The organism is Convivina praedatoris (genome assembly GCF_933208495.1).
GTDB lineage: Bacteria > Bacillota > Bacilli > Lactobacillales > Lactobacillaceae > Convivina > Convivina praedatoris.
Genome location: NZ_CAKOET010000005.1, coordinates 101,427 through 122,209 on the forward strand (window position 1 = coordinate 101,427; position 20,783 = coordinate 122,209).

The window sequence follows — 20,783 nt, forward strand, 5'->3', positions numbered from 1 at the left end:
TTCAGTAAAGGAGAAAATGATGTCTTTAAATCAAGATAATCAGGACCAGGAACAGCAGCGAGGTCTTCAAAATCGACATGTTCAATTGATTGCGATTGGCGGTACAATTGGGACCGGACTCTTTATGGGTGCGGGTAATTCCATTCATTTTGCTGGACCAGCTATTTTATTGATTTATGCCATTATTGGCTTGTTGATGTTTGTGGTGATGCGTGCGATTGGGGAAATGCTATATGCAGATCCTAATCAGCACACTTTTATTACTTTTATTAGTCGTTATTTAGGTAATCGAACAGGTTTTTTTGCTCGCTGGTCCTATTGGTTAACGGTTGCCTTCATGGGGATGGCTGAACTAACAGCGATTGCTAAGTATGTTCAGTTTTGGTTTCCCCACTGGCCTAGTTGGATTATCCAAATTGTGATTTTACTGGTCTTAACGGCCGTTAATTTGATTGCCGTAGCCCTTTATGGTGAAACTGAGTTTTGGTTTGCCATGATTAAAATTGTGGCCATTTTGGCTTTAATTGTCACTGGAGTTATGATGGCTTTGACTGGCTTTAAAACCGCTGCCGGGCCAGTAGCTTTTAGCAATGTTTGGCAGCACTTTAGTCTTTTCCCCAATGGCGTTGGTAACTTTGTCAATGCTTTTCAGATGGTGATGTTTGCCTTTGTGGGAATGGAATTTATCGGGATGACGGCGGCTGAAACTGAAAATCCCCGAAAAGTATTGCCTAAGGCCATTAATCAGATTCCCTGGCGTGTATTGTTCTTTTACCTGGGAGCCTTGTTTATTATTATGACCATTTACCCATGGACTAAAATTCCGGCTAACCAAAGTCCCTTTGTGATGGTCTTTGAATTAGCTGGGATTAATTGGGCGGCGGCCTTGGTTAACTTTGTAGTTTTGACCAGTGCAGCCTCGGCTTTAAACTCGGTTTTGTTTACCGCTAGTCGTAATTTTTATTCCCTAGCAGTTGAATCCCATGGGAACTTCTTAAAGCCTTTTGCTAAGATGTCAAAGAATAATTTGCCAACTAATGCGATCTTTTTTACTTCATTAGTAGTCGCTTTTTCAGCTATTATCAGTCTCATTCCGCAAATTACAGACGCCTTTAGTTTTGTAACGAGTGCCTCGACTGATCTGTTCTTAATGATTTATATCTTGACTTTGGCTGCCTACTGGAAATACCGTAAGTCCAGTGATTATCTCAAGGATGGCTTCCTGATGGACTTCCCCCAAGTGGCCGTTCCTTTATCTCTGATTATGTTTGTTTTGATTTATATTACGCTTTTCTTTAACCCTGATTCGGTCATACCAGCAATCGGAGCAACGCTATGGTTAGTCGTCTTTGGGCTAATTGCACGCTTACAACCGCAAACTTGAACTAAGTAATTTAAAGTTTATTTAATACATCCCTTGTTACAATGGACTTACTTAAATCGAATGGAGCTTTACATGTCTTTTTTAATTGACTTTGTCTTACACATTGATCATCATTTGGCCAATATTGTCCAACAATTTGGTCCATGGACCTATGTAATCTTATTTATCATCATTTTTGTGGAAACGGGTGCCGTCGTTTTACCTTTCCTTCCGGGTGATTCCTTGCTTTTTGCTGCTGGTGCCATTTCAATGACTGCTGCTGGACAGGCAGCTGGCTTAAATCATTGGCTTTTCATGGTGCTATTTTTCATTGCCGCTGTGGCTGGGGATACCTTAAATTATTGGATTGGACATACCGGTGGCTATCAGTTACTGAAAAAACCACCATTCAATAAAATGATTAAAGAACAGAACATTAAAGAAGCTGAAGCTTTCTTTGAAAAGCATGGTGGCACGGCGATTATTCTAGGACGTTATGTACCAATTATTCGAACTTTTGTACCCTTTGTTTCAGGTGTTAGTCATTTTTCATTTAGTACATTTTTCCGCTATGTTCTAATTGCTGCCTTTTCTTGGAGTTTTCTAGCAACTGGCGCTGGGGCTTTATTGGGCAATATTCCTTTCTTCCAAGAACATTTTTCAGCGATTATTCTAGGGATTGTATTGGTTTCACTTTTACCAACGATTATTGCTGTGGGTCGATCGTTCTTCCAAAAACGTAAAGCCGATTAATATTGATTAGAGATGCCGCGGGCATCTTTTTTTCTACCCTCAAAAATAGGTATAATAGGTATATGAATAATATTAAAAAGTTACAAGAATTAACCAAAATATCGGATCAAGATTTAGCAGAAGCTTTGCAGATTGGTATCGATCAATTGGCTAGTTGGCAAGGTGGGCAGGTGATGCCCAGTGCTAGTCAAATTGAGGAACTATGCTTGGTTTTCTCGAAGGTATTGGATCAACGGGGCAATGCTAGTCAAACCCAAGAACACCCGATTCACATCCGATTGACCAGTGATTATCTCTTTAATTTGGGAATTACTAGTTCGGATTGGATTAGTTTAAAGTGGAGCTTGGAAGGTGAGTGGGCTGGTGATCAGTTAGCAGTTGGTTTGTTTCAAGCTGGTAAATTAGTTCGAACCGTGTCTAGCAATGCCGAATTTATAAAAGCTTTTGCTGGTTATTTAATCTTACAGACCCGAGGTTTTTACGATCCTTACATCGATGAAAAAAATAATAACGCTCAGTATGATTGGCGAATTATTCGTTTAGCAACTGATCAAAACTACGGCGATTTGACGCCGCTCTTAACTAGTAGTAATCCTACGGAGATGTAATAATGACCAATATCATTTTGGCGACCGATGCCTACAAATTAACGCATCATCTGCAATATCCACAAAACATTACTAAGCTGTATTCCTACGGCGAAGCCCGCCAGGGTGGTCGATATGATCATATTTCTTGGTTTGGTATGTCGATGATTTTAAACGACTACTTTACTCAGCCAGTCACCGATGCCATGATTGACGAAGCTCAAAAAGTGGCTGAATTAACCTTTGGCAATGATGGCTATTTCAACCGGACAGTTTGGGAGCAGGTGCGCGACTTAGGTCATTTTCCGGTTAAAATCAAGGCTTTACCAGAAGGTATGATTGTTCCAACTGGGACTGTTTTATTTACAATCGAGTCCACGCAAAGCTGGTTTGCGACTAGTTTGAATGCTTTGGAAACTATCTTGATGCATGTTTGGTATCCAACGACGATTGCGACTAATTCAATGTACATTAAAAAACGCTTAGCGCCCTTAGTTGAAAAAAGTGGTTCCATGGAAAATTTGCCCTTTATGGTGAATGACTTTGGTCTACGGGGGGCAACTTCACTGGAATCCGGTGAACGTGGGGGTAGTGCTCATTTACTACATTTCCGTGGCTCTGATAATATGGCTGCCAGTCGCTATTTTGCCTCAGTCTATGGTTTAGAGGGGCGGGCCTTGTCAATTTGGGCCACTGAACATTCAGTAGCGACTGCCTATGGCGAGGGGCAGGGGGAGTTTGATTATCTAAATGCCCAGCTAAGCCGGACACCGGATGATGCACCGGTGTCAATTGTGATTGATTCTTACGATACTTTTAATTTTGTAAAAAATGTGGTTGGCTCATCGACTATAAAGGAACGGATTAAAAACAGACTGGGGCGAGTTGTCTTGCGTCCTGATTCTGGTGATCCACAAACCGTTGATTTAAAAATTTTAGATTTGCTGGCTGAAATATTTGGTACTAGTTTAAATGAGAAAGGGTATCGTGTCTTAAATTATAATGTTGGCTTAATTCAAGGCGATGGTATGAATGCTGATACCATGATTGAACTTTACCAAACTCTATTAGACCATGGTTGGTCTAGCGATAATTTGGTGGTTGGATCTGGTGGGGGCTTGTTGCAAGAAGGTTTTACCCGTGATACTGAGCGTTTTGCTATTAAGGCGGCTTATGCTGAAAATACAGCCGGAGAGCACCTGCAAATTCAAAAACGTCCTAAAACTGATTCTTCTAAGATTTCAAAAGCAGGTCAGATGAAGGTTATCTACGATGCCCAGGGTAAAATTATTACCGTACCTGCTAATCACCCTGGGCAAGATTTATTAGAGACTGTTTATGATAACGGTTACATGAAGCAAATTGATGTAAATTCAATGCTTGCTCGGGCTGAAAACTTTCACGATTTTTAAAAAAGTGCTAAACTGTCGTTAGTACAAACGGAGGAAAAGATGCGGACTGATTTATTGCATATTCAAAGAATTTACAATTTTATCGGCCCTTTTTTCTCAAAAGCAGCTTCCTTCGGGAGCTGTTTTTTGTTTTTTTAACCCCAAAAGAGGAGAAATTAATGACCAAAGTTAGTAAAAAGAATGTGGTAAATGAAGACTTTATTAGTCGTTTACACTTGCAAGACCCGCATAATTTAAAGGCTGTTTCGGGTGGAGATATTAATTTAGCTTATTCTTTGTACAGTGGTAATCAGCATCTATTCTTAAAGGTGCAACCGGATCATCCAGCTAGTTTCTTTGACAGCGAGGTAGCTAGTTTAACAGCCTTGGGTGAAGTTGTATCGGTTCCAAGAGTGATGGCACAAGGAGAGGTACAGGGTAGTGCTTATTTGCTCTTGACTTGGGTTGAATCAGGTCGTGGCTACCAAGATGATTTAGGGGCTACTGTTGCTAAATTGCATCGACAAACGGCAGAGCAGTTTGGTTTTGAATTGAATAACTTAGTTGATTTTGTGCCTAAAGATAACAGTTGGCAGGATAACTGGGGTGAATTTTTCATTAAACAACGTTTAGAGCCCCTGATGAAACAGGCTCAGCAAGCCAAGTTTTGGTTAACTCAGCGGGGCGACCATTTTGATAATTTAAAGGAACAAATTCGTCAAGATGCCCACGTTCAAACAGTTAAACCTTCTTTACTTCATGGTGATTTATGGGCGGGCAACTTTATGTTTGATCAATTTGGGCACGCTGTTTTAATTGATCCCAATGCTTTTTATGGAGATCGCGAATATGACTTGGGAATCAGTCGTGTTTTTGCCGGTTTTAATGAAGACTTCTATGAAAGTTATCAGGAAAACTTCCCACTAGATGATGGCTGGCAAGAGCGAATGAAGTGGTATGAATTCTATTACATTTTGATGCACTTTGTGCGTTTTGGTGACATATATGCGCCACGTTTAAATAATTTATTAGTTAGTTTTTAAACAGAAAAACACCTCAACCGGGGGTCATGGCGGTTGGGGTGTTTTATAGATAGAACTTATATTAATAGCTTGAAGAAATTTAAAAGGATGATCAAAATTTATATGGCAATGAAGGACTAGCGTTTAGGAAACGTTGATTAGGGTTGATGAAGTCGTAATTAATTGATCATTCTCATCGGAAACAAACATGCTGACGCGATAAACGCCATCCTTGATATAGGGCATGCGAACGTCATTGATGACAAATTTTTGATTAGGTTGGCTGAACTTTATTGTTCGTTTTTTACTCCAAACCAGTGGTATTTCTTGATTTTCATTGACTTCACTGTAAAGAAAGGAGATTTTATGCATGTTTAGTAGGGCAAAATTGATAGCACCAAAACAAATGGAAAATTGAATATAAAAATCAGTCCGTTGAATCGTAGTGGTGGGCGTGGTTAAGCCAATTTTAGATAGGTATAAATAACCAATCTGGTTCATTATCATTTTGTACTCCCCGTGATAAATCATTGACAGAATTAAGGTTATCGCTGTAGCGATGATAATTTTTAACGTGAATTGCACGTATGTACTGGGGCTTACATTGTCAGTGGTAGGATTACAACGCCGTCACGCTTTGAGGTTAAAACGACTGACAAAGGCCCAATATTTAAGGGACTTATATCACTAGTGCAGCACGTGAGATTGTGTTCATATATTGGCTAGTGAAAGCCCCGAGAAATTTTAATTTTAGCTTTAAGTGTTGCCGTTTTCACAAAATAACTTGTTTGAAAAAATGCAACTAAAGACATCTTAGCATAAGATATCGGTGGTTTTTTAGTAAAAAAATAAAAATAGGCCAATCATGTACACAGTGGGAAAGAAATTTGATGTATAAGATTTAGATCGAACTATACCTTTAAAAATTGGACGAAATAATGATATTTATAAAAAAGAAAGGGAAATAAATTTAAGGACTATTTTCGTGTTAAAATTATAAAAAATGGCTGATAAAAGTATTTTTTCACATTTATAGGGGTTTTAAAGACTTGTTTTTAAATAAATTGTTAATGATGTCTATTAAATAAGCAGCTTACATACATTTGTCATTTTTTAATTATGTAATATAATGAGCAAAATAAAGGCTTATTTTTATATGGGCCTTTATCAATGTTTTGATGGAAGCACGAAAGGAAAGATTTTGCCACGAGTTCGTTACTATAATCCAGATAACTTTGGGAAAGATTCTGAAAGCAAAGAAAAGCAACAGAATGAACGCGAGCGTTATATTCAACAGGCTAGTGACGTGAATGATCAGTTTATCAATCACAGTCGAAAAGATAAAGAAATGCGCTCGAATCGACGGAAGTCCATGCGAGAAGATTTATCAAATGGATTCCTCAATTATGGGGATCACATGGATTGGCTATAAGTTTGATGGTAAATAAAAAGACGGCTCTTTAGTAAAGAGCCGTCTTTTTTGAATGCGTCCACCCTGCATTTACTAATAAAATAGATAAAAGCACTAATACCAATGTTTATGCTGATAAACGTTTATGTATCAATGTTCATAAAGGTTTTAAATCGTCTTTTTTTAGTTGTGTTTTGAAGCGCTTTATCACGTTTTGAAACACTTTTACTCGTGCAGTCGTGCAAAAGTCGTGCACTATAATTTGTTGATTAGATCTTGCGCTTTTTTATCTTCCAGCTCTCTTTTACTCTTGAAAAGGTGGGCATATATTTCAAGCGTAATATTTACGTTAGCGTGTCCTAATCGTTCGCTTACATATTGGACAGATACATCGTTCGCTAAAAGGTAACTAGCATGTGTGTGGCGAAGACCATGAGAAGTTATTATTTTTGAATCATCAGCTATTAAAAATTCTCTAAGGGATTTGTTAATACCATTCGTTGTCAACGGAAATCCGTTACGGCCTTCAAAGACAAATTGCTTGCCAAAACCCCATACTTTGAATAGGTCGACCAACTCATCAGATATGCTAATAGTTCGATTAGATGATGGCGTTTTTGTTGGCTTAAAACTTTGAGTAACTAAATCCCAGTTTTTGTTAATACTGATTGTTTTATTTTCTAAGTCAACATCTGTAGGAGTTAGCCCGGCCGTTTCAGCATAGCGCATACCGGTCATGAGTTGCGTAATAATCATATGGGCTGATAAATCATTTGACTCCTTAGCTCTTTTCATTAGTTTCTTTAACTCATCATCTTCGAGAAACTTATCAATTGGTTTTTTACCTGCCTTTTTAGCCGCGACGTAAACGTTTTTGGTAAAATCTCGATTAATTATTTCCTCATCTACGGCGTAACGTACAAAAGCGGTGATGATCGTTTTAATTCGATTAGCTGATGACTGAACGTGTTCCTGTGAATAATCATTAATCAGTGTTTGAAAGTGGGCAGCAGTAACTTCATTTACTTTTTTATTTTTCCACTGCTCATTGGCAATGCGAATAGCATTCTGATACCAAAGTTTTGTTTCTCTTGATATTTTTGGTTCTTTGAATATTTGATACCACTTTTTCATCTCATCAATGAATAGTGAATTTGAATTGCCTAGTTTACCGAGTGATTTTTCATATTCAACTTTTGTAACCCACTCGTTTGCTTCTGCTTTTGTAGCAAATCCGTTTTTCTGTTTTGTTTTTCGTTTACCATCAACGGTTAAAAATACGGAAGCCGTCCAAGTTTTAGCATTTTTACGTTTAAAGATACTAGCCATAGATACCCCTTATAAATTAACAAAACGGCTATTTTGACAAATTACAATCATAATTAGCTACTGTAAATGTTCAAAATCACGTTTTTGCACAAATAAAAAGGCCTATAGCCTTTATGCTGGTAATAACAGTTGGGGGTTGTCTAAAACATCGGTAAAAGGGGTAATATAGACATTTTTATTTGTTAATTCACTTTTAGCAGTTTTTGATATTTCCTGGATTTTTGTACTTTTTCTTTTACTGTCATTAATTAATAGTGTGTATTTGTTTACTTTACGATTAACTGATTGCATTCTTGATACATCATAGTTAAATATCTTGGCTTGGTTAATATCATAAGGCCTACCAGTTGTTTGAATCAGCGATTCTCCAAATCGGTGGCTTGGGATACTAAAATCAAAATGTAAATCTGATCCATTGTGCCACGGAACCGAAAAACTAGGGACAAAGTTAATTTCAGATTCAGTCAGTATCTCTGCTACCATTTCGTTAAAACTACTGCTGATTTTTGAATTGGATAAATAAATTAAGTCGTTAACTCTAAATATGGCTTGTAAAAGACGATTTTTAGCGGGTCCAAATTTATTAGCGACTGTTTTAATTGTTAATTCTTTTGTATCAGAATCGAGTAATATGCCAAAATCAGATAAGATATTTTCTAGTATTTCTTTTCTTGTCTTAGACCGATTGTTAACTGTAATGCCGTGTGATTCAAGATTAAAAAGTGTGTATCCACTATCTGTAAGTCGAATCTCATTATTGTCTAATATTTGTGCATAAATTTGGATATGATCAAAATCTGAATCAATGAAAGGTGTTGAGATTGAAATTAACCTATCATCAACATTGGTATACTTAAACCCGCTAGAAAGCCAATCGAAGTATATATTTTTTAAATCGTTTGACTTTAAAGTGTCCATAGTCTATCTCCTCTGTTATTCGATGATTATATTTGTATATTGGATGACCATTTGTAAGGTGTCAGCTAAGCAATTCAAATGTATAAACTTTTTAAGTTTATCAATAGGAATAACATTCTTAGAAACGGATTTATCAGTATGAGAATAAAAATGAAGGTGTGATCCCTCAATTATTTCTTCATTTTCAGTATTCATATTATTTGTGTGGCGTAATGTTTTTCCAAAATCAAATCTAATCATGAAATAATCATATTTGTTAAATCGAATGCCAACAGAAAAGTGATCGGATTCAATACCTTGATAAGTGTTGATTTCGTATAGTATACCATCTTCACTAAATTGAACTAAGTTATTATGTTTGTCATATAGCTTCATTTTTTCACTACTGATCACAGGGATTAGCTGAGCAATCAATAATTCGTCTAATTTCATTGAGTGTTTAAGAGACTTTTCGGCATACAATAGCTCAATTTTATTGATGAATGTTAAATGGTCTAAATCGTATGTTGTCATTATAAATTTCCTTAATATAATTATGTACGCCCCGAAGGGCATGGAGGTTAGCACTCCCCATATAAGAGAGGTTTGGTTGGCTTTTAACGTGATTCCCCAGCACTATGTAGTAGGACTTACATTGTTAGTGTGGGAAATGTAAATATTCACAAGGAGTCACTAACAAATGCCTATATGTAGAGGGGACTTACATCATCATTCAGGAAGCACATTTGGAATTATTGGGTTAATTTTTAGAACGGATGATGAATGCCCGGTATGTATTAGGACTTACATCACTAGAATACACGGGGATAACGGTATCATTGTTTACTAAAAGAGAGAGAGTTAGCTCTAGTGAATGCCTATATTATTGGGACTTACATCGTCAACAGGAAAGAGGGATTAAGCATATTCAAGGAGAGAAATTGATTGACGAATGCCCTATGATCAATTATTTAAAGTCAGACATCATTGGACCTGGTTTTACATTCGGTACTAATTTAACAATGTTATATGTCTGAGAACTGTCTAGTTCCTCGTTGTTTTTCGTTAATGATAAGTTAGTTATACATGTGTTTCCTGTAGTAATAACTTCTATCGGTATATCAAATGAGGCATTCAAAATGAAACTATTATTATCTAGCATAGATTCACTATCAACAGTTAATTCAGATGTATTTATGTTTAATTGTCTTAATTCAGTGACTTTATACCCGTCTACAGTTCTAGAATTAATGAAGAGTTTATATTCTGTATTTAACTTTGCACCAAAGATAGTTACATGTAATTTTCCAGAAATAAGTGCAGCACGAGGGTTTCCTAATGTTAAAATATACGCAGGACTGTTGTCATCATTTAAATAATATAATTCGGTAATTTTTTCTAACATTGTTATTTCTCCTGGAGGTGTAATGAAAAAAGATTGGTTTGATACTATGTTATCTTGGGGCCCATCAAAAGTGATGAGCTTTTTGTTCCTTTTTGTTTTACATGTTGGTTTGGCTGCGAGTGTGTGGTATACAGTAAAAAATATTATTAATATGATTTGGCATTAATTGTCTACATGTATCTCATTATTATTGATTGTTAGGTTACTGACTTGTATTTTTGAAATAGTAGAACTGTTTATTTTATGATTCAATTCTGCGTTTTCGGTGACTAAGTCATCCCTTTCATTTGATAGTTCTTGATTAATATTATTTTTTCTTTCGATAACTATAAACTGATAAATATTGATAATTAAACATTCAATAAAACATAAAAACAGTAATAGGGTAATATTGAATTTTTTATTATAAATAATTGTTGGTATTACATAGATAGTTAATGAACCTGTAGCAAACGTTCCTACTAACCATAGTAATGCCTTTTCTAATCTTTCAATATTAGCCACCACCTTTATAGTTAAAATTATGTACGCCCGTGAGGGCTTTTTTATTTAGTTCAAGTTAATCTTGAAAGCGTCATCGGTATCTTTTGTTAGACCATTATAAACAAGCTGTAACTTGCTATCTGGCTTTGCTTCGCCGATTAAGTTTCCTGTAATGCTTGCACCGGATTCGAGAGAACCACTGTTCATCTTATCTACACTACTTGGACCTACAATAGTACTATCTGGTTGCTTACCGTTTTCATCAATAGCAAAGTAGGTAGGATTGTAGTCAATCTTTGATTTAGATTTATTAGTAATAGTCAAATTAACAACCACATATTTTTGCCCATCACTAGGCTTCTGATATTCATCCCCATCATTCATATCAACTTTGTTTACCTTGTATTCAACACCATCGTAAGTAACCGTATCTCCGACGTTGTATGTCTTTGTGTCTTTTTTAGGAGTTGAATCTTTGGTTTCTTTGGTGACCGTTTCGGTAGCTTTGTTCCAAGCGTGAGAATATGCCGATTGTGTAATTAGAACAATTCCGATAGAAGCAACAGCTAGAACAGTACCGATTATTGACAATATTTTTTTGTTTTTTCTATTAATTAAGAGAGCTATCAATCCTAAAATTAATGCAATAATCCCAAAAAAGAAAGCTACATTATTAATGATAGGTACCCACGACAAAGCTAAAGCAATTCCCCCGAATACGATTGCTAAAATGCCTAGAACTTTTCGTTCATCTTGTTTCACATCGTTTCTCCCAACAGCTTTTAGTGTGGATCAGTTGACTGCACATATATGTATGCTGCCCCTGCAGCTTATAATCCCAGTATCTGTTTTTTCTTTGCGTCAAAATCTGACTGAGTGATAATGCCATTATCTAGTAACTCTTTTAATTTAGTCAGATCATCGAGTGAACTAATGGTTGATGGGTTTTGATCATTAAATACTTTTTCAATTTTATTAAGTTTTTGGTCAATATTTTCAGCTTGTCTGATTGCAATATTTACTGTTGAAAAGGGACTATCTATTTTTTTAGCTTTTGAATTTTTATCAATGTCTAAACTGGTTTTAACGGTAAACTCGTTACCGTTTGCTGTTATTTTTAAACCACAGCTTATAAACTTACTTTTATCTATGCCCCGTCTAGCTAGTCCTCCAATAATGGTTCCAATAACTGGAAGCACTAGTGTTCCAACGGTTGCACCAACAGCCCCTGTTGATTGTCTGTCTTCTACCTCAACATATAGTTCATGAGAATTAATATTTGAGTAGCGATAGTATCCAAAATCGCCAAACATAGCGATTTTATTAACATCATCAAAATAAACAAATACATTCCGTCCTGGAGCACTGTTATATATTGAATTTTTCTTTATTTCTTTTTTATTAGTATTAATCTTTAATATAGTTTGTTTTATATCTTGGACTGTTTTGTTTTTCAGCCTACTAATAGTATCCTTTTTATTTTCATGACCCAGAAGGGGATAACCGCTTTTTAGCGTACAATCTTTGCAAATAATTCCGTCTTTCAAACGAAATGATGGCGATAGAATACCAATTGATTCACCATTAATATCACATTTTTTAGGCATATAGTTTCCTCATTTAATATTTTTACCATCAAAATCATAACTAACGCTAACTAGTTTACCTATAATCTGAATAGGTGGGTTATCATTAGCAACATCATCTTTTTTATATTCAAACGGCTTAAAATCAGATAACCAGCTATCTGGTTCAAAACGAATTCTATCTGGATATTGATAAACATGCTTTAAAGTAGCGGCATCACCATTAATGATGACTGCGCACACATCACCATTAGCAATATCAGATGGGTTAATTTTTGCTAAGACTGCAACTGCTCCATTTGGAACGATTCTATTCATACTTTCGCCGTTAACACGGAGTGCTAATAGGTTATCTTTCCCATAACGTTTAATTAGATAATCGTCTATTCTTATATTTCCATCTATATCCTCTTTAGCACCTTCAGGGTAACCAGCAGCGATGCGACCATAAATTGGGATAGATGTAGTGGCTAAAGTGGATGAGATAGTTAGTTCATTAGGTATTGTTTCCGGAACGAATCCAGCTAATGTCAATATATCATCGTTTGATATATGTATTCCCTTAGCTATCTTATATAGTGTTTTTGGAGATGGTATTTCTCTGTGACCATTTTCTACTTGGCTAAGATATGAATGTGACAAATTACCTTTAATGGCCGCTTGACGAACAGATATATTTTTAGATGTTCTTATTTCTTTAATTGCGTTTCCAAAATCACGTTTATCAACCATACATTCCTCTTTGTGTTGTCTTTATGTAGTGATTGTAATATAAAAGTGACCGAAAATAATAAATTTAATTAAAAAAGTGTTGCACTTTAATAACCACAATGCTATACTATGTTCATAGCTTAAGGAAAGGAGTTAACGATATGACAGCATTTAAAGTTAAAGACCCAATGCTGTTGCGGGAGTCTATTGCTTCTAGTGGAAACAGTATCAATAGTTTTTCAAGAAGCATTGCAACAAGCCCCACCTCGATTATTAAATATTTAAATGGTATGCCTGTTAGACCAGATAAAGCTAAGAAAATATCTGATTTCTTGGATAAAGATATCCATTATTTTTTTGAATTTAGTGGTCACAAAAAAGCAACAAACCAAGAATTACAGAACCACTAATCAAACAGAAAGGAGTAGCAAATGGTTGAAGGAAAAATTGTTGACGAAATTTTCAAATTTACTATTGATGTTCTTCAGGATAAGGACACAAAAAAGAGCCCAGAAATGGTAGGCGCCATTGCTGAACTCTTAAAAACCACAGGTTTTTTCTAAGATTGGTAGATATAGCTAATCTGATTAGTATTGATGCAGTAGGTAGTAACAGATTTTACATATTCACTCGAAACAATATTTTGAACAGTTACACCATTGTCACCAATACGATTTATAAAATGATTAGCTTCGATTTCCTTACCGTTACTGAACACAATGGTTACTTTTTTATCATCGCTTAGCTGTTGATAAAGGAAATCTTGCATAGAATTAATTTCGTTCATGACTATACCTCCTTTCATAGTTGATAAGGAAAGTATAGCAAAACTAACCAAACAGAAAGGAGGCGATTGCATGAAAAATAAAAAGCTACTATCACGCCAGGATGTTAACCAACGTATCGCACGATTAATCATGTCACTGTGTGATGAATGTCAGAAATCAAAAAGCCCCACAATCGCGGCAACGATTGTAGAGCTGAAGAAATCAATTGGTTAGTAGTTATCTAAACCTGGAGTGATTTCTCGAACGATGGTGTTGAAATCAAAGGCTGCTTGTTCCGCAGTGAGTGGTTCTACTTGACTAATAGTTGTATCGCCAATTTTTGCAAACAAACTTTCATTGTACTGATACATTGCCTTCAAAATTTCAATAGCTTTTTCATCAGAGTTCATGACTATACCTCCTTTCATAGTTGATAAAGAAAGTATAGCAAAACTAAACAAAAACCAAACAGAAAGGAAGTGAACAGCATGCCGATGGAAATTTGGCAGAAAATTTATCCATACTTAATTTATTTAATTGAAAACGATATAGAAAATAAAAAGACCACCAATGCTTTTGCAATAGTGGAACTTCTTAAAATGATGGATTAATCATTTAATTACTTGAATTGACGAAATTGAGTCCCTATCAATTGATAGGTTAGTGTCACCGGTTAAAGTTAAGCTTCCAAAAACTTCATTTATATCGATGTTCTCAATATCATCAATGTCAATAGGGTCTCCCATAAATGAGTAAGTTTTAGCATAAATAACATTATAGACCATAATAGCCCGTAAAGCCTTTGCCCTATTATTTGTTCTGATAATAATATCCATACAATTTTCCCTTTCAATTTACTAGGCACTGCAATGCCAGTAACAAAGGGATATCACACAAGTTAGGAAGGTAAGTATCTAGCAATAATCAGTCGACGAGTGCCCGGCAACAAAAAAGCCACCATATAGGCGGCTGTATTACCAACAGTAGCGACACCAGAAATGGCATTTGTAAAGTCAGGGACTTTGATACCATTAGCAATCTTACTGATTGCATCTACTTGATTTTGAATAAGTTCAGCAGTACTTGTAACTGACTTTGGAAGAGGGTTACTAATCATTGTATCGAACTTCATAGTAGCACCTCCGTCAAACGAGTTAGTTAATTCAGCAATTTGGGCGCTCTGTTTCTTCAATTGTTATCGTATTAGTTTTTTATCTAATACTTCTACATGTTGCCATGCAGTTCAGCATATCTTTTCAACTCATGGAGTTGTCGGGCGCTCGTGGGCTGATTATTGTTAGCACTCACAGCCTATGCGTTGCACTTTCTACTAATTATTTCAGCTTATTAGTAGCTTAGCTCAGGGTTGTCTCAGAGAGATTTTCCTTGAATTCACCCGATACAACTTATACATCACTGTATAAGCGGGCAATACACTTTATTTTATCAAAAAGGAGAAGTAAATGAACGAAGTAACAAAGTTTAACTTTGAAAGCATAGATGTACGTACAGTTACACAAAATGGTGAGACATGGTTTGTAGCTGCTGATTTGGCTAAGGTATTAGATCTTAGTAACACTACGGTAGCTTTGAATCGTCTTGAAGATGACGAACGGTCTAAGTTCAACTTAGGTCGTCAGGGTGAGGCAAACATTGTTAGTGAAGCGGGGCTTTACAACTTTATTGGGGCTAGTCGAAAAGCAGAAGCTAAGAAATTTATGCGTTGGGTCAATCATGAAGTGCTGCCAAGTATTCGCCAAACTGGCAGTTATTCAATTAGTACTGATCCGTTGTCAATTTTAAAAACAACATACGATGCTTTGAAGTTACAAGAAGCTAAGCAAAACAAGTTAGAAGAACGCTTTGACAATTTCGAAGATGCTCAAGAGATTCGTAGCTGGGAACAGCAAGAGCTGCTTAACTTGCGCCGTAACCGTGTGTTTGCAATCTTAGGTGACAAGTACACCAAGGCTTACAAAGAGTTGTCTAGCGAAGTGTTCCAAGCTATTAGCAAGGAATTCAAGCGTCAATTCAACGTGCCACGCTACAACGCATTACCACGGAAGAAGTTCGATGAAGCTAAGAAGTTCTTCAATAATTGGGAGCCTAATAACTTGCTAGAACTTGCTATCTGTGGCGCTAGCCAAGAAACAGCATAGGGGAGGTGATTGATATTACAAATTATAGGTTTGAGAATACTAAGATGTATTCCATTGGCGAGATTATGGAGAAACTGGAAATTAAGTCTTATGAGACCTTTCGAAAGTATTTTAAAAATAAACCAGGTTTTCCAAAACCAGTAGTACCGAGTAAAACCCATCCTAAATATGATGGGTTAGCCTTAAACAACTTCTTCTTCAAGAAGGCAAATAAATATGCATAGGAGGTAAAACATGGAATGGGTTTTATTAGTATTCAGTACAGTATTACTGTTCGTCAGCTTCTTAATGTTAATTAGCTTAAACGATAGAGTAGAACAGTTAACTAATTTGCTTAATGGAAAGGTAGACCGATGGGAGCTTTAAATTTGTGGCTGAATGACTTCATTATCTCGGTGATTGTTGTCGCAGCCATCGGTTTAATGATTATGGCATTTATGGTCGATGACAACCCAACTGATGATGAAATCAAGCGAGACGTAGAACGTAATGAAGAGCAACAAAAAAGCGCCTAACCAATAACGGCTAAGCGCAGGGTATAAATTGTCCGTGCAAAGAAATTTATACCTCTAATTGTAACACATGAAAGGGGTAAATATGGCTATTAGTAACATTTTAGAACAGCCGATGTATGGTGAGGGGTATATGCCTTTAAATCTTGCTAAACAGAAAGTCGTACGGGCTTGGCGTTCAGAACCTAATCAACTGGGTAAATTCTGTTACATGACGATGGAAGACCTGGAGAACGATTATGACACTGTCTACGAATTAACAGAAGACAGCGGTCAAACGATCGTGGCTGGTTCGTCTCTAGGCGATTACATTAAGCAAGTTCATGACGGCTATATGAATGTTGGTATCTTTGCACACAATATTGATGGCGATGACATATTAACAGAATTGGATTGGGAGGAAGACTGATGGCTAACGAATTAATGATTGTTGACCAATGGGGCGAGAAGTTTGGTGTCAAAGATTTAAACGATAAAAAGTTTTTGGAAAATATCACTCCTCAACAGTTAGAAAATATCGCTTATCGAAAAAAAGAAATCGATCCAGCTTTAAAGAAAGTTGACGAGGTATTAAAAGAACGACTCAATAAAGGAGAACAATTCCCGCACATTTGTTTTTCTGAAACAGAGCGTTCAGATATTGACCAATCAGAACAGACAAAAATTGCTTTTGTTAAAAAGTATGGTTGGGATGCTGTCGAGGTAAAATCTCCAGCAAAACTAAAGCGAAAGTATGGAGAAGATATCCAACAAGACCTAGATAAGGTAATTGTTTATACTACTGGCCAACGCCTTAAATATGAATGAGGGGTGAATGAATATGATTACATTCCAACCAGGCCACATTGTCCCAGCAGGAAATATGTACTTTATTTACGGAGATGGTGGCACGGGTAAAACCAGCCTATCTAAATTGTTTAATGGACGTAAGGTGCTATTCAGCTTTGACGGTAGTTATAACGCTTTAGTTGATACAGACGACACGTTTGTGTTTGCTTTCGACCACTCAGATGCGCCAAATCTGCAAGGTAATGTTTGGCAGCTAATTAGCCAAGCAGCTATGAGCGACAAGTTTGACACCATCATTTTAGATAATGTGACGGCTTTGCAAAATTGGGTGCTGGAAAATATTGACGGTGCCAGTAAAGATGGCCGTCAAAATTATCAGAAACTACAAGTATGGTTTCGTGATTTGGGTATGTTACTTAGAAGCAGTAAAAAAACAGTTCTAGCAACAGCCCACCAAATCGATAATGGGTCAAATGGTCTAGATGGAAAAGGACGGTTTGAAGCAGACATGAACGCTAAGACATTCAATGCTTTTACAGCTCCATTTGATGTCGTTGGTCGCATCTACAAAGAGCAAAGTAAACGATATATTGACTTGGATTCAGAACAAGGAAACCACGCTAAAAATCGCTTAGATGAACGCACTTTAATTGGTGCTAATGAACTACTACAACCACAACAGGAAGTTAAATTAGAGGAGAAAACAGCATGAGCTTTAACGTAACAGTAGATCCAAACAATGTATTAGGTACATCAGTAGAAGAGGCTGGTAAGTATAACGTTCGAGTGCTTCCAACATCAGAAGCTAAACAAACTAGCACAGGAAAGGAAATGGCAGTCCTTAATTATGAAGTGACTGACGGAGATTATACAGGCGGACAAATTCGTTATGACAATATCGTTTGGGATGAGTCTGATGCTGACTCCATGAAACGCTCACAGAAGAGCTTTAATACGTTACTTGTTGCTGCTGGTGTTGATGCAGGGGTTCAAGTAAATAGCATTGATCAGTTTGTTAAGGGCATGATTGGCAAAGAAATGAGCCTAACTGTTGATTGGCGTGAATGGAACGGCAATATCAATTTAAACGTTAAGGCACATAATCCTAAGTTGCCAGATGGAAGTGAACCAAATGGCGTTACACGAGACATGTACGCTTCCAAGAACGGCATTGAACAAGCAAACGGCAATAGTGTAAATTCAACTACTTCACATCAACAAGCTAAGCAAACTGGGTTCAATCCATTTAGCGGCAGTCAAGTAAATATCAGCGATGATGATTTGCCATTCTAATTAATTGGTATAGGTGTTATATATGCAAAAATCAGTTCTTAAAATAAATAGAAAAGTTGGATTTACGCAAGTATATAACTCGGCTGTGAATGATTGTGAATTGTCCTTACAGGCTAAGGGTTTGTTACTAGAAATGTTGTCAAAACCTGATGACTGGGTATTTTACAAATCAAACATGCAGGACTGGGCTTCTAATGGCCGTGAAGCAACACAAAACGCCTTCAAGGAATTGGAGGAAAAAGGATATGTCAGTTCTCGACAGCTACAGAATGCAGACGGTAAGTTTGGGAACTTGGAAATATCTGTTTACGATTATCCGTTGACGGAAAACCGGTCACGGGAAACCGGTGACGGGAAACCCGTTAACGGAAAACCAGCAACTACTAATACTAATATAAATAATACTAATAATAATACTAAAAGTAATACTACCCCTACCCCTTCACAGGGGAGTGAGACACCTAAGCCATCTTCTCGTAAATTAACCAAATCGGAGACTGGTGACTTTGAAAAACTATGGCAGTTATATCCCAAGAAAGTTGGCAAAGGTGGGATTAGTGGTGCGATGAATGCTTATCGAAAAGCAATTCGGAGCGGTACTACTAACAAAGAAATTCAAGATGGCATCATGGCCTACCGTGAAAAACTAGAACGGGACGGTACAGAGTCACGGTTTATCAAGAATGGCAGTACCTGGTTTAACCAACGGGGTTGGGAAGATGATTACAGCGTGCCAATCACTAGCAAGCAAAGCGATCTAGATAGATTAGCAGCACAGTATGGAGATTGGTAATGCAGGCAATTGGAGAAGCGTTAAAGCCACTAGATAAGCTGCCGCAAGTACAAGAAGCTAAGCAGGCTTTAGCTAGTATGTCAGCTAAAGAGCAGGCGGAATGGTTTTATAACCATCACCTAGAAGCTGACGCACAGGCTTATCAGTCAATCATCAACGGCCGGCGTAAAGAATTTGAGCGCTTTAGCGTCTGGGGCATGATGGGCAAGCAGTCGTTTAGCTTTGATAAATGGCACCCAGAATTGCAAAAAGATAAAGTACGGGCCCTAGAAATTAAGCGTCAGGCATGGAAGTTAGCTGAATTGGTTCTCCGGGGCGCTGGCCGCAATATCACAGTAGCCGGCGAACCTGGTACAGGTAAGACAGCGTTAGTACTAGCAATGATTAACCACATTCAAGAACAGTCAGACAAGACGGTCATGTTTATTAGTATCGCTACCCTAGCCGAGAAGCTCCACCAGTTCAGAGATGAACAAGTCCAGCGACGCGTTCAGCATATTAAGCAGCTCATGCAAAAGGCTGATGTGCTGGTGATTGATGATTTTGGTACCGAAGTTGCCAACGGTTCAGCTAGTGATACCTTACAGCGGTTTTATTTTGAAATTGGAGAGGCTCGGCAAGCTAGAGATGAAAACGGACAGCGAATTTACACCACAATCATCACGACTAACTTAAATTCCAAAGAGATTATCGCTAAGTATGACCCCAAGGTTGTTAGCCGATTAATCAGCAAAAAAGCAGAGAATCAATTGAAATTCAAAGGATTGGAGGACGTCAGAGAATGACATTTGGATCAGTAAAAGACGACTTAAGATTTCAGGCTGTTGTCGTTAACGATGGCCGTATTGAAGAACGTGACCAGCGTATCTACGATAATTTCAGAGAAGCTAGTAATCGAGTTAGAGTCCTAACTGAACGTACGGGAAAGGTATGGGCATTTACGACTATTAAGCCAAATCAGTACGTTAACAAGTTTAAACAAGCAAGAGAAGCAACTGGGCTATCGCAAGAAGAGCTAGCGCTTAAATCTGGTGTTAATTTAAAGGCCATTCGAGCACTTGAAGTTGGCAAAGGGAATGCAGGAAGTTATGTCTTGAGTCGCTTGTCACAGTGGTTAAATACACCAGTCGATGCGATGAAGGGGTGGAATTGATGAGCAAAAAATATAAATTAACGGACGAAACAATCGAACGTTATGGTCACACACTTTACCGAATTGAAGCAGTTACTAGTTTTGGAATTGTAATTGCTGGTGAACTGGGTGGTTTTATCGAAAAAGAAGACAACCTAAAACAGTCTGGCAATGCTTGGGTGTCTGGCAATGCTTGGGTGTCTGACAATGCTTGTGTGTCTGGAAATGCTCGTGTGTCTGGCGATGCTTGTGTGTCTGGAAATGCTCGTGTGTATGGCAATGCTTGGGTGTCTGGCAATGCTTGGGTGTCTGGCAATGCTTGGGTGTCTGACAATGCTTGTGTGTCTGGAAATGCTCGTGTGTCTGGCGATGCTTGGGTGTCTGGAAATGCTCGTGTGTA

32 protein-coding genes and 1 pseudogene are annotated in these 20,783 nt (G+C 37.2%); 20 read left to right on the top strand and 13 right to left on the bottom strand.

Annotated features, from left to right (window positions below):
• The first annotated feature begins 19 nt into the window (after nucleotides 1-19).
• The 5 genes from M4974_RS05845 (at nucleotide 20) to M4974_RS05865 (ending at nucleotide 5,137) form a co-directional block, all read left to right on the top strand.
• Entirely contained in the window at nucleotides 20-1,384 is a 1,365-nt protein-coding gene (locus tag M4974_RS05845; RefSeq protein WP_248706542.1) for an amino acid permease, read from the top strand.
• A gap of 72 nt (nucleotides 1,385-1,456) precedes the next feature.
• On the top strand, nucleotides 1,457-2,116 hold the full coding sequence (locus tag M4974_RS05850) for a VTT domain-containing protein (protein WP_248706543.1): 660 nt from the start codon (nucleotides 1,457-1,459) through the stop codon (nucleotides 2,114-2,116).
• A gap of 62 nt (nucleotides 2,117-2,178) precedes the next feature.
• Complete coding sequence (locus tag M4974_RS05855; protein WP_248706544.1) at nucleotides 2,179-2,724, top strand: XRE family transcriptional regulator; 546 nt, start codon at nucleotides 2,179-2,181, stop codon at nucleotides 2,722-2,724.
• Nucleotides 2,724-4,115 carry a nicotinate phosphoribosyltransferase gene (locus M4974_RS05860; RefSeq protein WP_248706561.1) on the top strand — a complete coding sequence of 464 codons (1,392 nt, stop codon included), beginning with the start codon at nucleotides 2,724-2,726 and terminating at the stop codon, nucleotides 4,113-4,115. Before M4974_RS05855 ends, M4974_RS05860 begins: the two co-directional genes overlap by 1 nt.
• 158 nt (nucleotides 4,116-4,273) lie before the next feature.
• Complete coding sequence (locus M4974_RS05865; RefSeq protein WP_248706545.1) at nucleotides 4,274-5,137, top strand: fructosamine kinase family protein; 864 nt, start codon at nucleotides 4,274-4,276, stop codon at nucleotides 5,135-5,137.
• Nucleotides 5,138-5,260: 123 nt separating this feature from the next.
• On the opposite strand, the gene M4974_RS05870 is transcribed toward M4974_RS05865, so the two are convergent.
• Nucleotides 5,261-5,623 carry a hypothetical protein gene (locus M4974_RS05870; protein WP_248706546.1) on the bottom strand — a complete coding sequence of 121 codons (363 nt, stop codon included), beginning with the start codon at nucleotides 5,621-5,623 and terminating at the stop codon, nucleotides 5,261-5,263.
• Nucleotides 5,624-6,245: 622 nt separating this feature from the next.
• On the opposite strand from M4974_RS05870, the gene M4974_RS05875 reads away from it, so the two are divergent.
• The gene (locus tag M4974_RS05875) at nucleotides 6,246-6,548 is read left to right on the top strand and encodes a hypothetical protein (RefSeq protein ID WP_248706547.1); all 303 of its coding nucleotides are present in this window, start codon (nucleotides 6,246-6,248) and stop codon (nucleotides 6,546-6,548) included.
• A 234-nt stretch (nucleotides 6,549-6,782) separates the two neighbouring features.
• Here M4974_RS05875 and M4974_RS05880 read toward each other — a convergent pair whose 3' ends face one another.
• From M4974_RS05880 to M4974_RS05895, 4 genes are all read right to left on the bottom strand, one after another.
• On the bottom strand, nucleotides 6,783-7,856 hold the full coding sequence (locus M4974_RS05880) for a site-specific integrase (RefSeq protein ID WP_248715835.1): 1,074 nt from the start codon (nucleotides 7,854-7,856) through the stop codon (nucleotides 6,783-6,785).
• A 111-nt stretch (nucleotides 7,857-7,967) separates the two neighbouring features.
• Complete coding sequence (locus tag M4974_RS05885) at nucleotides 7,968-8,774, bottom strand: DUF1828 domain-containing protein (RefSeq protein ID WP_248706549.1); 807 nt, start codon at nucleotides 8,772-8,774, stop codon at nucleotides 7,968-7,970.
• Nucleotides 8,775-8,789: 15 nt separating this feature from the next.
• On the bottom strand, nucleotides 8,790-9,287 hold the full coding sequence (locus tag M4974_RS05890) for a DUF6978 family protein (RefSeq protein ID WP_248706550.1): 498 nt from the start codon (nucleotides 9,285-9,287) through the stop codon (nucleotides 8,790-8,792).
• Nucleotides 9,288-9,720: 433 nt separating this feature from the next.
• Nucleotides 9,721-10,158 carry a hypothetical protein gene (locus M4974_RS05895; RefSeq protein WP_248715836.1) on the bottom strand — a complete coding sequence of 146 codons (438 nt, stop codon included), beginning with the start codon at nucleotides 10,156-10,158 and terminating at the stop codon, nucleotides 9,721-9,723.
• A 22-nt stretch (nucleotides 10,159-10,180) separates the two neighbouring features.
• Here M4974_RS05895 and M4974_RS05900 point away from each other — a divergent pair, with 22 nt between their 5' ends.
• Nucleotides 10,181-10,324, top strand: coding sequence for a hypothetical protein (locus M4974_RS05900; RefSeq protein ID WP_248715837.1), 144 nt, complete (start codon nucleotides 10,181-10,183; stop codon nucleotides 10,322-10,324).
• Here M4974_RS05900 and M4974_RS07930 read toward each other — a convergent pair.
• The 4 genes from M4974_RS07930 to M4974_RS05920 form a co-directional block, all read right to left on the bottom strand.
• Nucleotides 10,321-10,662 (bottom strand): hypothetical protein, encoded by a 342-nt coding sequence (locus tag M4974_RS07930; protein ID WP_248715838.1) that lies wholly within the window; start codon nucleotides 10,660-10,662, stop codon nucleotides 10,321-10,323. The genes M4974_RS05900 and M4974_RS07930 overlap by 4 nt on opposite strands.
• Before the next feature lie 45 nt (nucleotides 10,663-10,707).
• Nucleotides 10,708-11,403 (bottom strand): DUF4352 domain-containing protein, encoded by a 696-nt coding sequence (locus M4974_RS05910; RefSeq protein ID WP_248715839.1) that lies wholly within the window; start codon nucleotides 11,401-11,403, stop codon nucleotides 10,708-10,710.
• A 68-nt stretch (nucleotides 11,404-11,471) separates the two neighbouring features.
• On the bottom strand, nucleotides 11,472-12,248 hold the full coding sequence (locus tag M4974_RS05915) for an SHOCT domain-containing protein (protein ID WP_089940449.1): 777 nt from the start codon (nucleotides 12,246-12,248) through the stop codon (nucleotides 11,472-11,474).
• A 9-nt stretch (nucleotides 12,249-12,257) separates the two neighbouring features.
• On the bottom strand, nucleotides 12,258-12,959 hold the full coding sequence (locus M4974_RS05920) for a helix-turn-helix domain-containing protein (RefSeq protein ID WP_248715840.1): 702 nt from the start codon (nucleotides 12,957-12,959) through the stop codon (nucleotides 12,258-12,260).
• Nucleotides 12,960-13,099: 140 nt separating this feature from the next.
• On the opposite strand from M4974_RS05920, the gene M4974_RS05925 reads away from it, so the two are divergent.
• Both M4974_RS05925 and M4974_RS07875 read left to right on the top strand, forming a co-directional pair.
• Entirely contained in the window at nucleotides 13,100-13,348 is a 249-nt protein-coding gene (locus tag M4974_RS05925; protein ID WP_248715841.1) for an XRE family transcriptional regulator, read from the top strand.
• A gap of 21 nt (nucleotides 13,349-13,369) precedes the next feature.
• Nucleotides 13,370-13,501 carry a hypothetical protein gene (locus tag M4974_RS07875; protein ID WP_256465625.1) on the top strand — a complete coding sequence of 44 codons (132 nt, stop codon included), beginning with the start codon at nucleotides 13,370-13,372 and terminating at the stop codon, nucleotides 13,499-13,501.
• Here M4974_RS07875 and M4974_RS05930 read toward each other — a convergent pair.
• Complete coding sequence (locus M4974_RS05930; protein ID WP_248715842.1) at nucleotides 13,498-13,725, bottom strand: hypothetical protein; 228 nt, start codon at nucleotides 13,723-13,725, stop codon at nucleotides 13,498-13,500. The two genes, M4974_RS07875 and M4974_RS05930, sit on opposite strands and share 4 nt — an antisense overlap.
• A 70-nt stretch (nucleotides 13,726-13,795) precedes the next feature.
• Here M4974_RS05930 and M4974_RS05935 point away from each other — a divergent pair, with 70 nt between their 5' ends.
• Nucleotides 13,796-13,939 carry a hypothetical protein gene (locus M4974_RS05935; protein WP_248715843.1) on the top strand — a complete coding sequence of 48 codons (144 nt, stop codon included), beginning with the start codon at nucleotides 13,796-13,798 and terminating at the stop codon, nucleotides 13,937-13,939.
• Here M4974_RS05935 and M4974_RS05940 read toward each other — a convergent pair.
• The 3 genes from M4974_RS05940 to M4974_RS05950 form a co-directional block, all read right to left on the bottom strand.
• Nucleotides 13,936-14,115 carry a hypothetical protein gene (locus tag M4974_RS05940; RefSeq protein ID WP_248715844.1) on the bottom strand — a complete coding sequence of 60 codons (180 nt, stop codon included), beginning with the start codon at nucleotides 14,113-14,115 and terminating at the stop codon, nucleotides 13,936-13,938. The genes M4974_RS05935 and M4974_RS05940 overlap by 4 nt on opposite strands.
• A gap of 201 nt (nucleotides 14,116-14,316) precedes the next feature.
• On the bottom strand, nucleotides 14,317-14,541 hold the full coding sequence (locus M4974_RS05945; RefSeq protein ID WP_089940434.1) for a hypothetical protein: 225 nt from the start codon (nucleotides 14,539-14,541) through the stop codon (nucleotides 14,317-14,319).
• Nucleotides 14,542-14,603: 62 nt separating this feature from the next.
• Nucleotides 14,604-14,837 carry a hypothetical protein gene (locus M4974_RS05950; protein ID WP_248715845.1) on the bottom strand — a complete coding sequence of 78 codons (234 nt, stop codon included), beginning with the start codon at nucleotides 14,835-14,837 and terminating at the stop codon, nucleotides 14,604-14,606.
• 331 nt (nucleotides 14,838-15,168) lie between these two features.
• On the opposite strand from M4974_RS05950, the gene M4974_RS05955 reads away from it, so the two are divergent.
• From M4974_RS05955 to M4974_RS06000, 10 genes and pseudogenes are all read left to right on the top strand, one after another.
• Nucleotides 15,169-15,864: an ORF6C domain-containing protein gene (locus tag M4974_RS05955; RefSeq protein WP_248715846.1), complete on the top strand. Its 696-nt coding sequence runs from the start codon at nucleotides 15,169-15,171 to the stop codon at nucleotides 15,862-15,864.
• A 353-nt stretch (nucleotides 15,865-16,217) separates the two neighbouring features.
• Nucleotides 16,218-16,379, top strand: coding sequence for a hypothetical protein (locus M4974_RS05960; protein ID WP_248706555.1), 162 nt, complete (start codon nucleotides 16,218-16,220; stop codon nucleotides 16,377-16,379).
• Between the two features lie 214 nt (nucleotides 16,380-16,593).
• Nucleotides 16,594-16,785, top strand: coding sequence for a hypothetical protein (locus tag M4974_RS05965; RefSeq protein ID WP_248715847.1), 192 nt, complete (start codon nucleotides 16,594-16,596; stop codon nucleotides 16,783-16,785).
• Complete coding sequence (locus tag M4974_RS05970; RefSeq protein ID WP_248715848.1) at nucleotides 16,785-17,183, top strand: hypothetical protein; 399 nt, start codon at nucleotides 16,785-16,787, stop codon at nucleotides 17,181-17,183. Before M4974_RS05965 ends, M4974_RS05970 begins: the two co-directional genes overlap by 1 nt.
• 13 nt (nucleotides 17,184-17,196) lie before the next feature.
• Nucleotides 17,197-17,877 (top strand): AAA family ATPase, encoded by a 681-nt coding sequence (locus M4974_RS05975; protein WP_089940500.1) that lies wholly within the window; start codon nucleotides 17,197-17,199, stop codon nucleotides 17,875-17,877.
• Complete coding sequence (locus M4974_RS05980) at nucleotides 17,874-18,458, top strand: DUF669 domain-containing protein (protein ID WP_089940497.1); 585 nt, start codon at nucleotides 17,874-17,876, stop codon at nucleotides 18,456-18,458. The genes M4974_RS05975 and M4974_RS05980 overlap by 4 nt, the downstream gene beginning before the upstream one ends.
• Before the next feature lie 22 nt (nucleotides 18,459-18,480).
• Nucleotides 18,481-19,251, top strand: a complete 771-nt coding sequence (locus M4974_RS05985) for a helix-turn-helix domain-containing protein (protein ID WP_248715849.1) — start codon at nucleotides 18,481-18,483, stop codon at nucleotides 19,249-19,251.
• The gene (locus M4974_RS05990) at nucleotides 19,251-20,036 is read left to right on the top strand and encodes an ATP-binding protein (RefSeq protein ID WP_116585400.1); all 786 of its coding nucleotides are present in this window, start codon (nucleotides 19,251-19,253) and stop codon (nucleotides 20,034-20,036) included. Before M4974_RS05985 ends, M4974_RS05990 begins: the two co-directional genes overlap by 1 nt.
• Nucleotides 20,033-20,404 (top strand): helix-turn-helix transcriptional regulator, encoded by a 372-nt coding sequence (locus tag M4974_RS05995; protein ID WP_248715850.1) that lies wholly within the window; start codon nucleotides 20,033-20,035, stop codon nucleotides 20,402-20,404. The genes M4974_RS05990 and M4974_RS05995 overlap by 4 nt, the downstream gene beginning before the upstream one ends.
• A pseudogene (locus tag M4974_RS06000) lies at nucleotides 20,404-20,783 on the top strand (polymer-forming cytoskeletal protein); the annotation flags it as partial. The gene M4974_RS05995 and the pseudogene M4974_RS06000, both read left to right, overlap by 1 nt.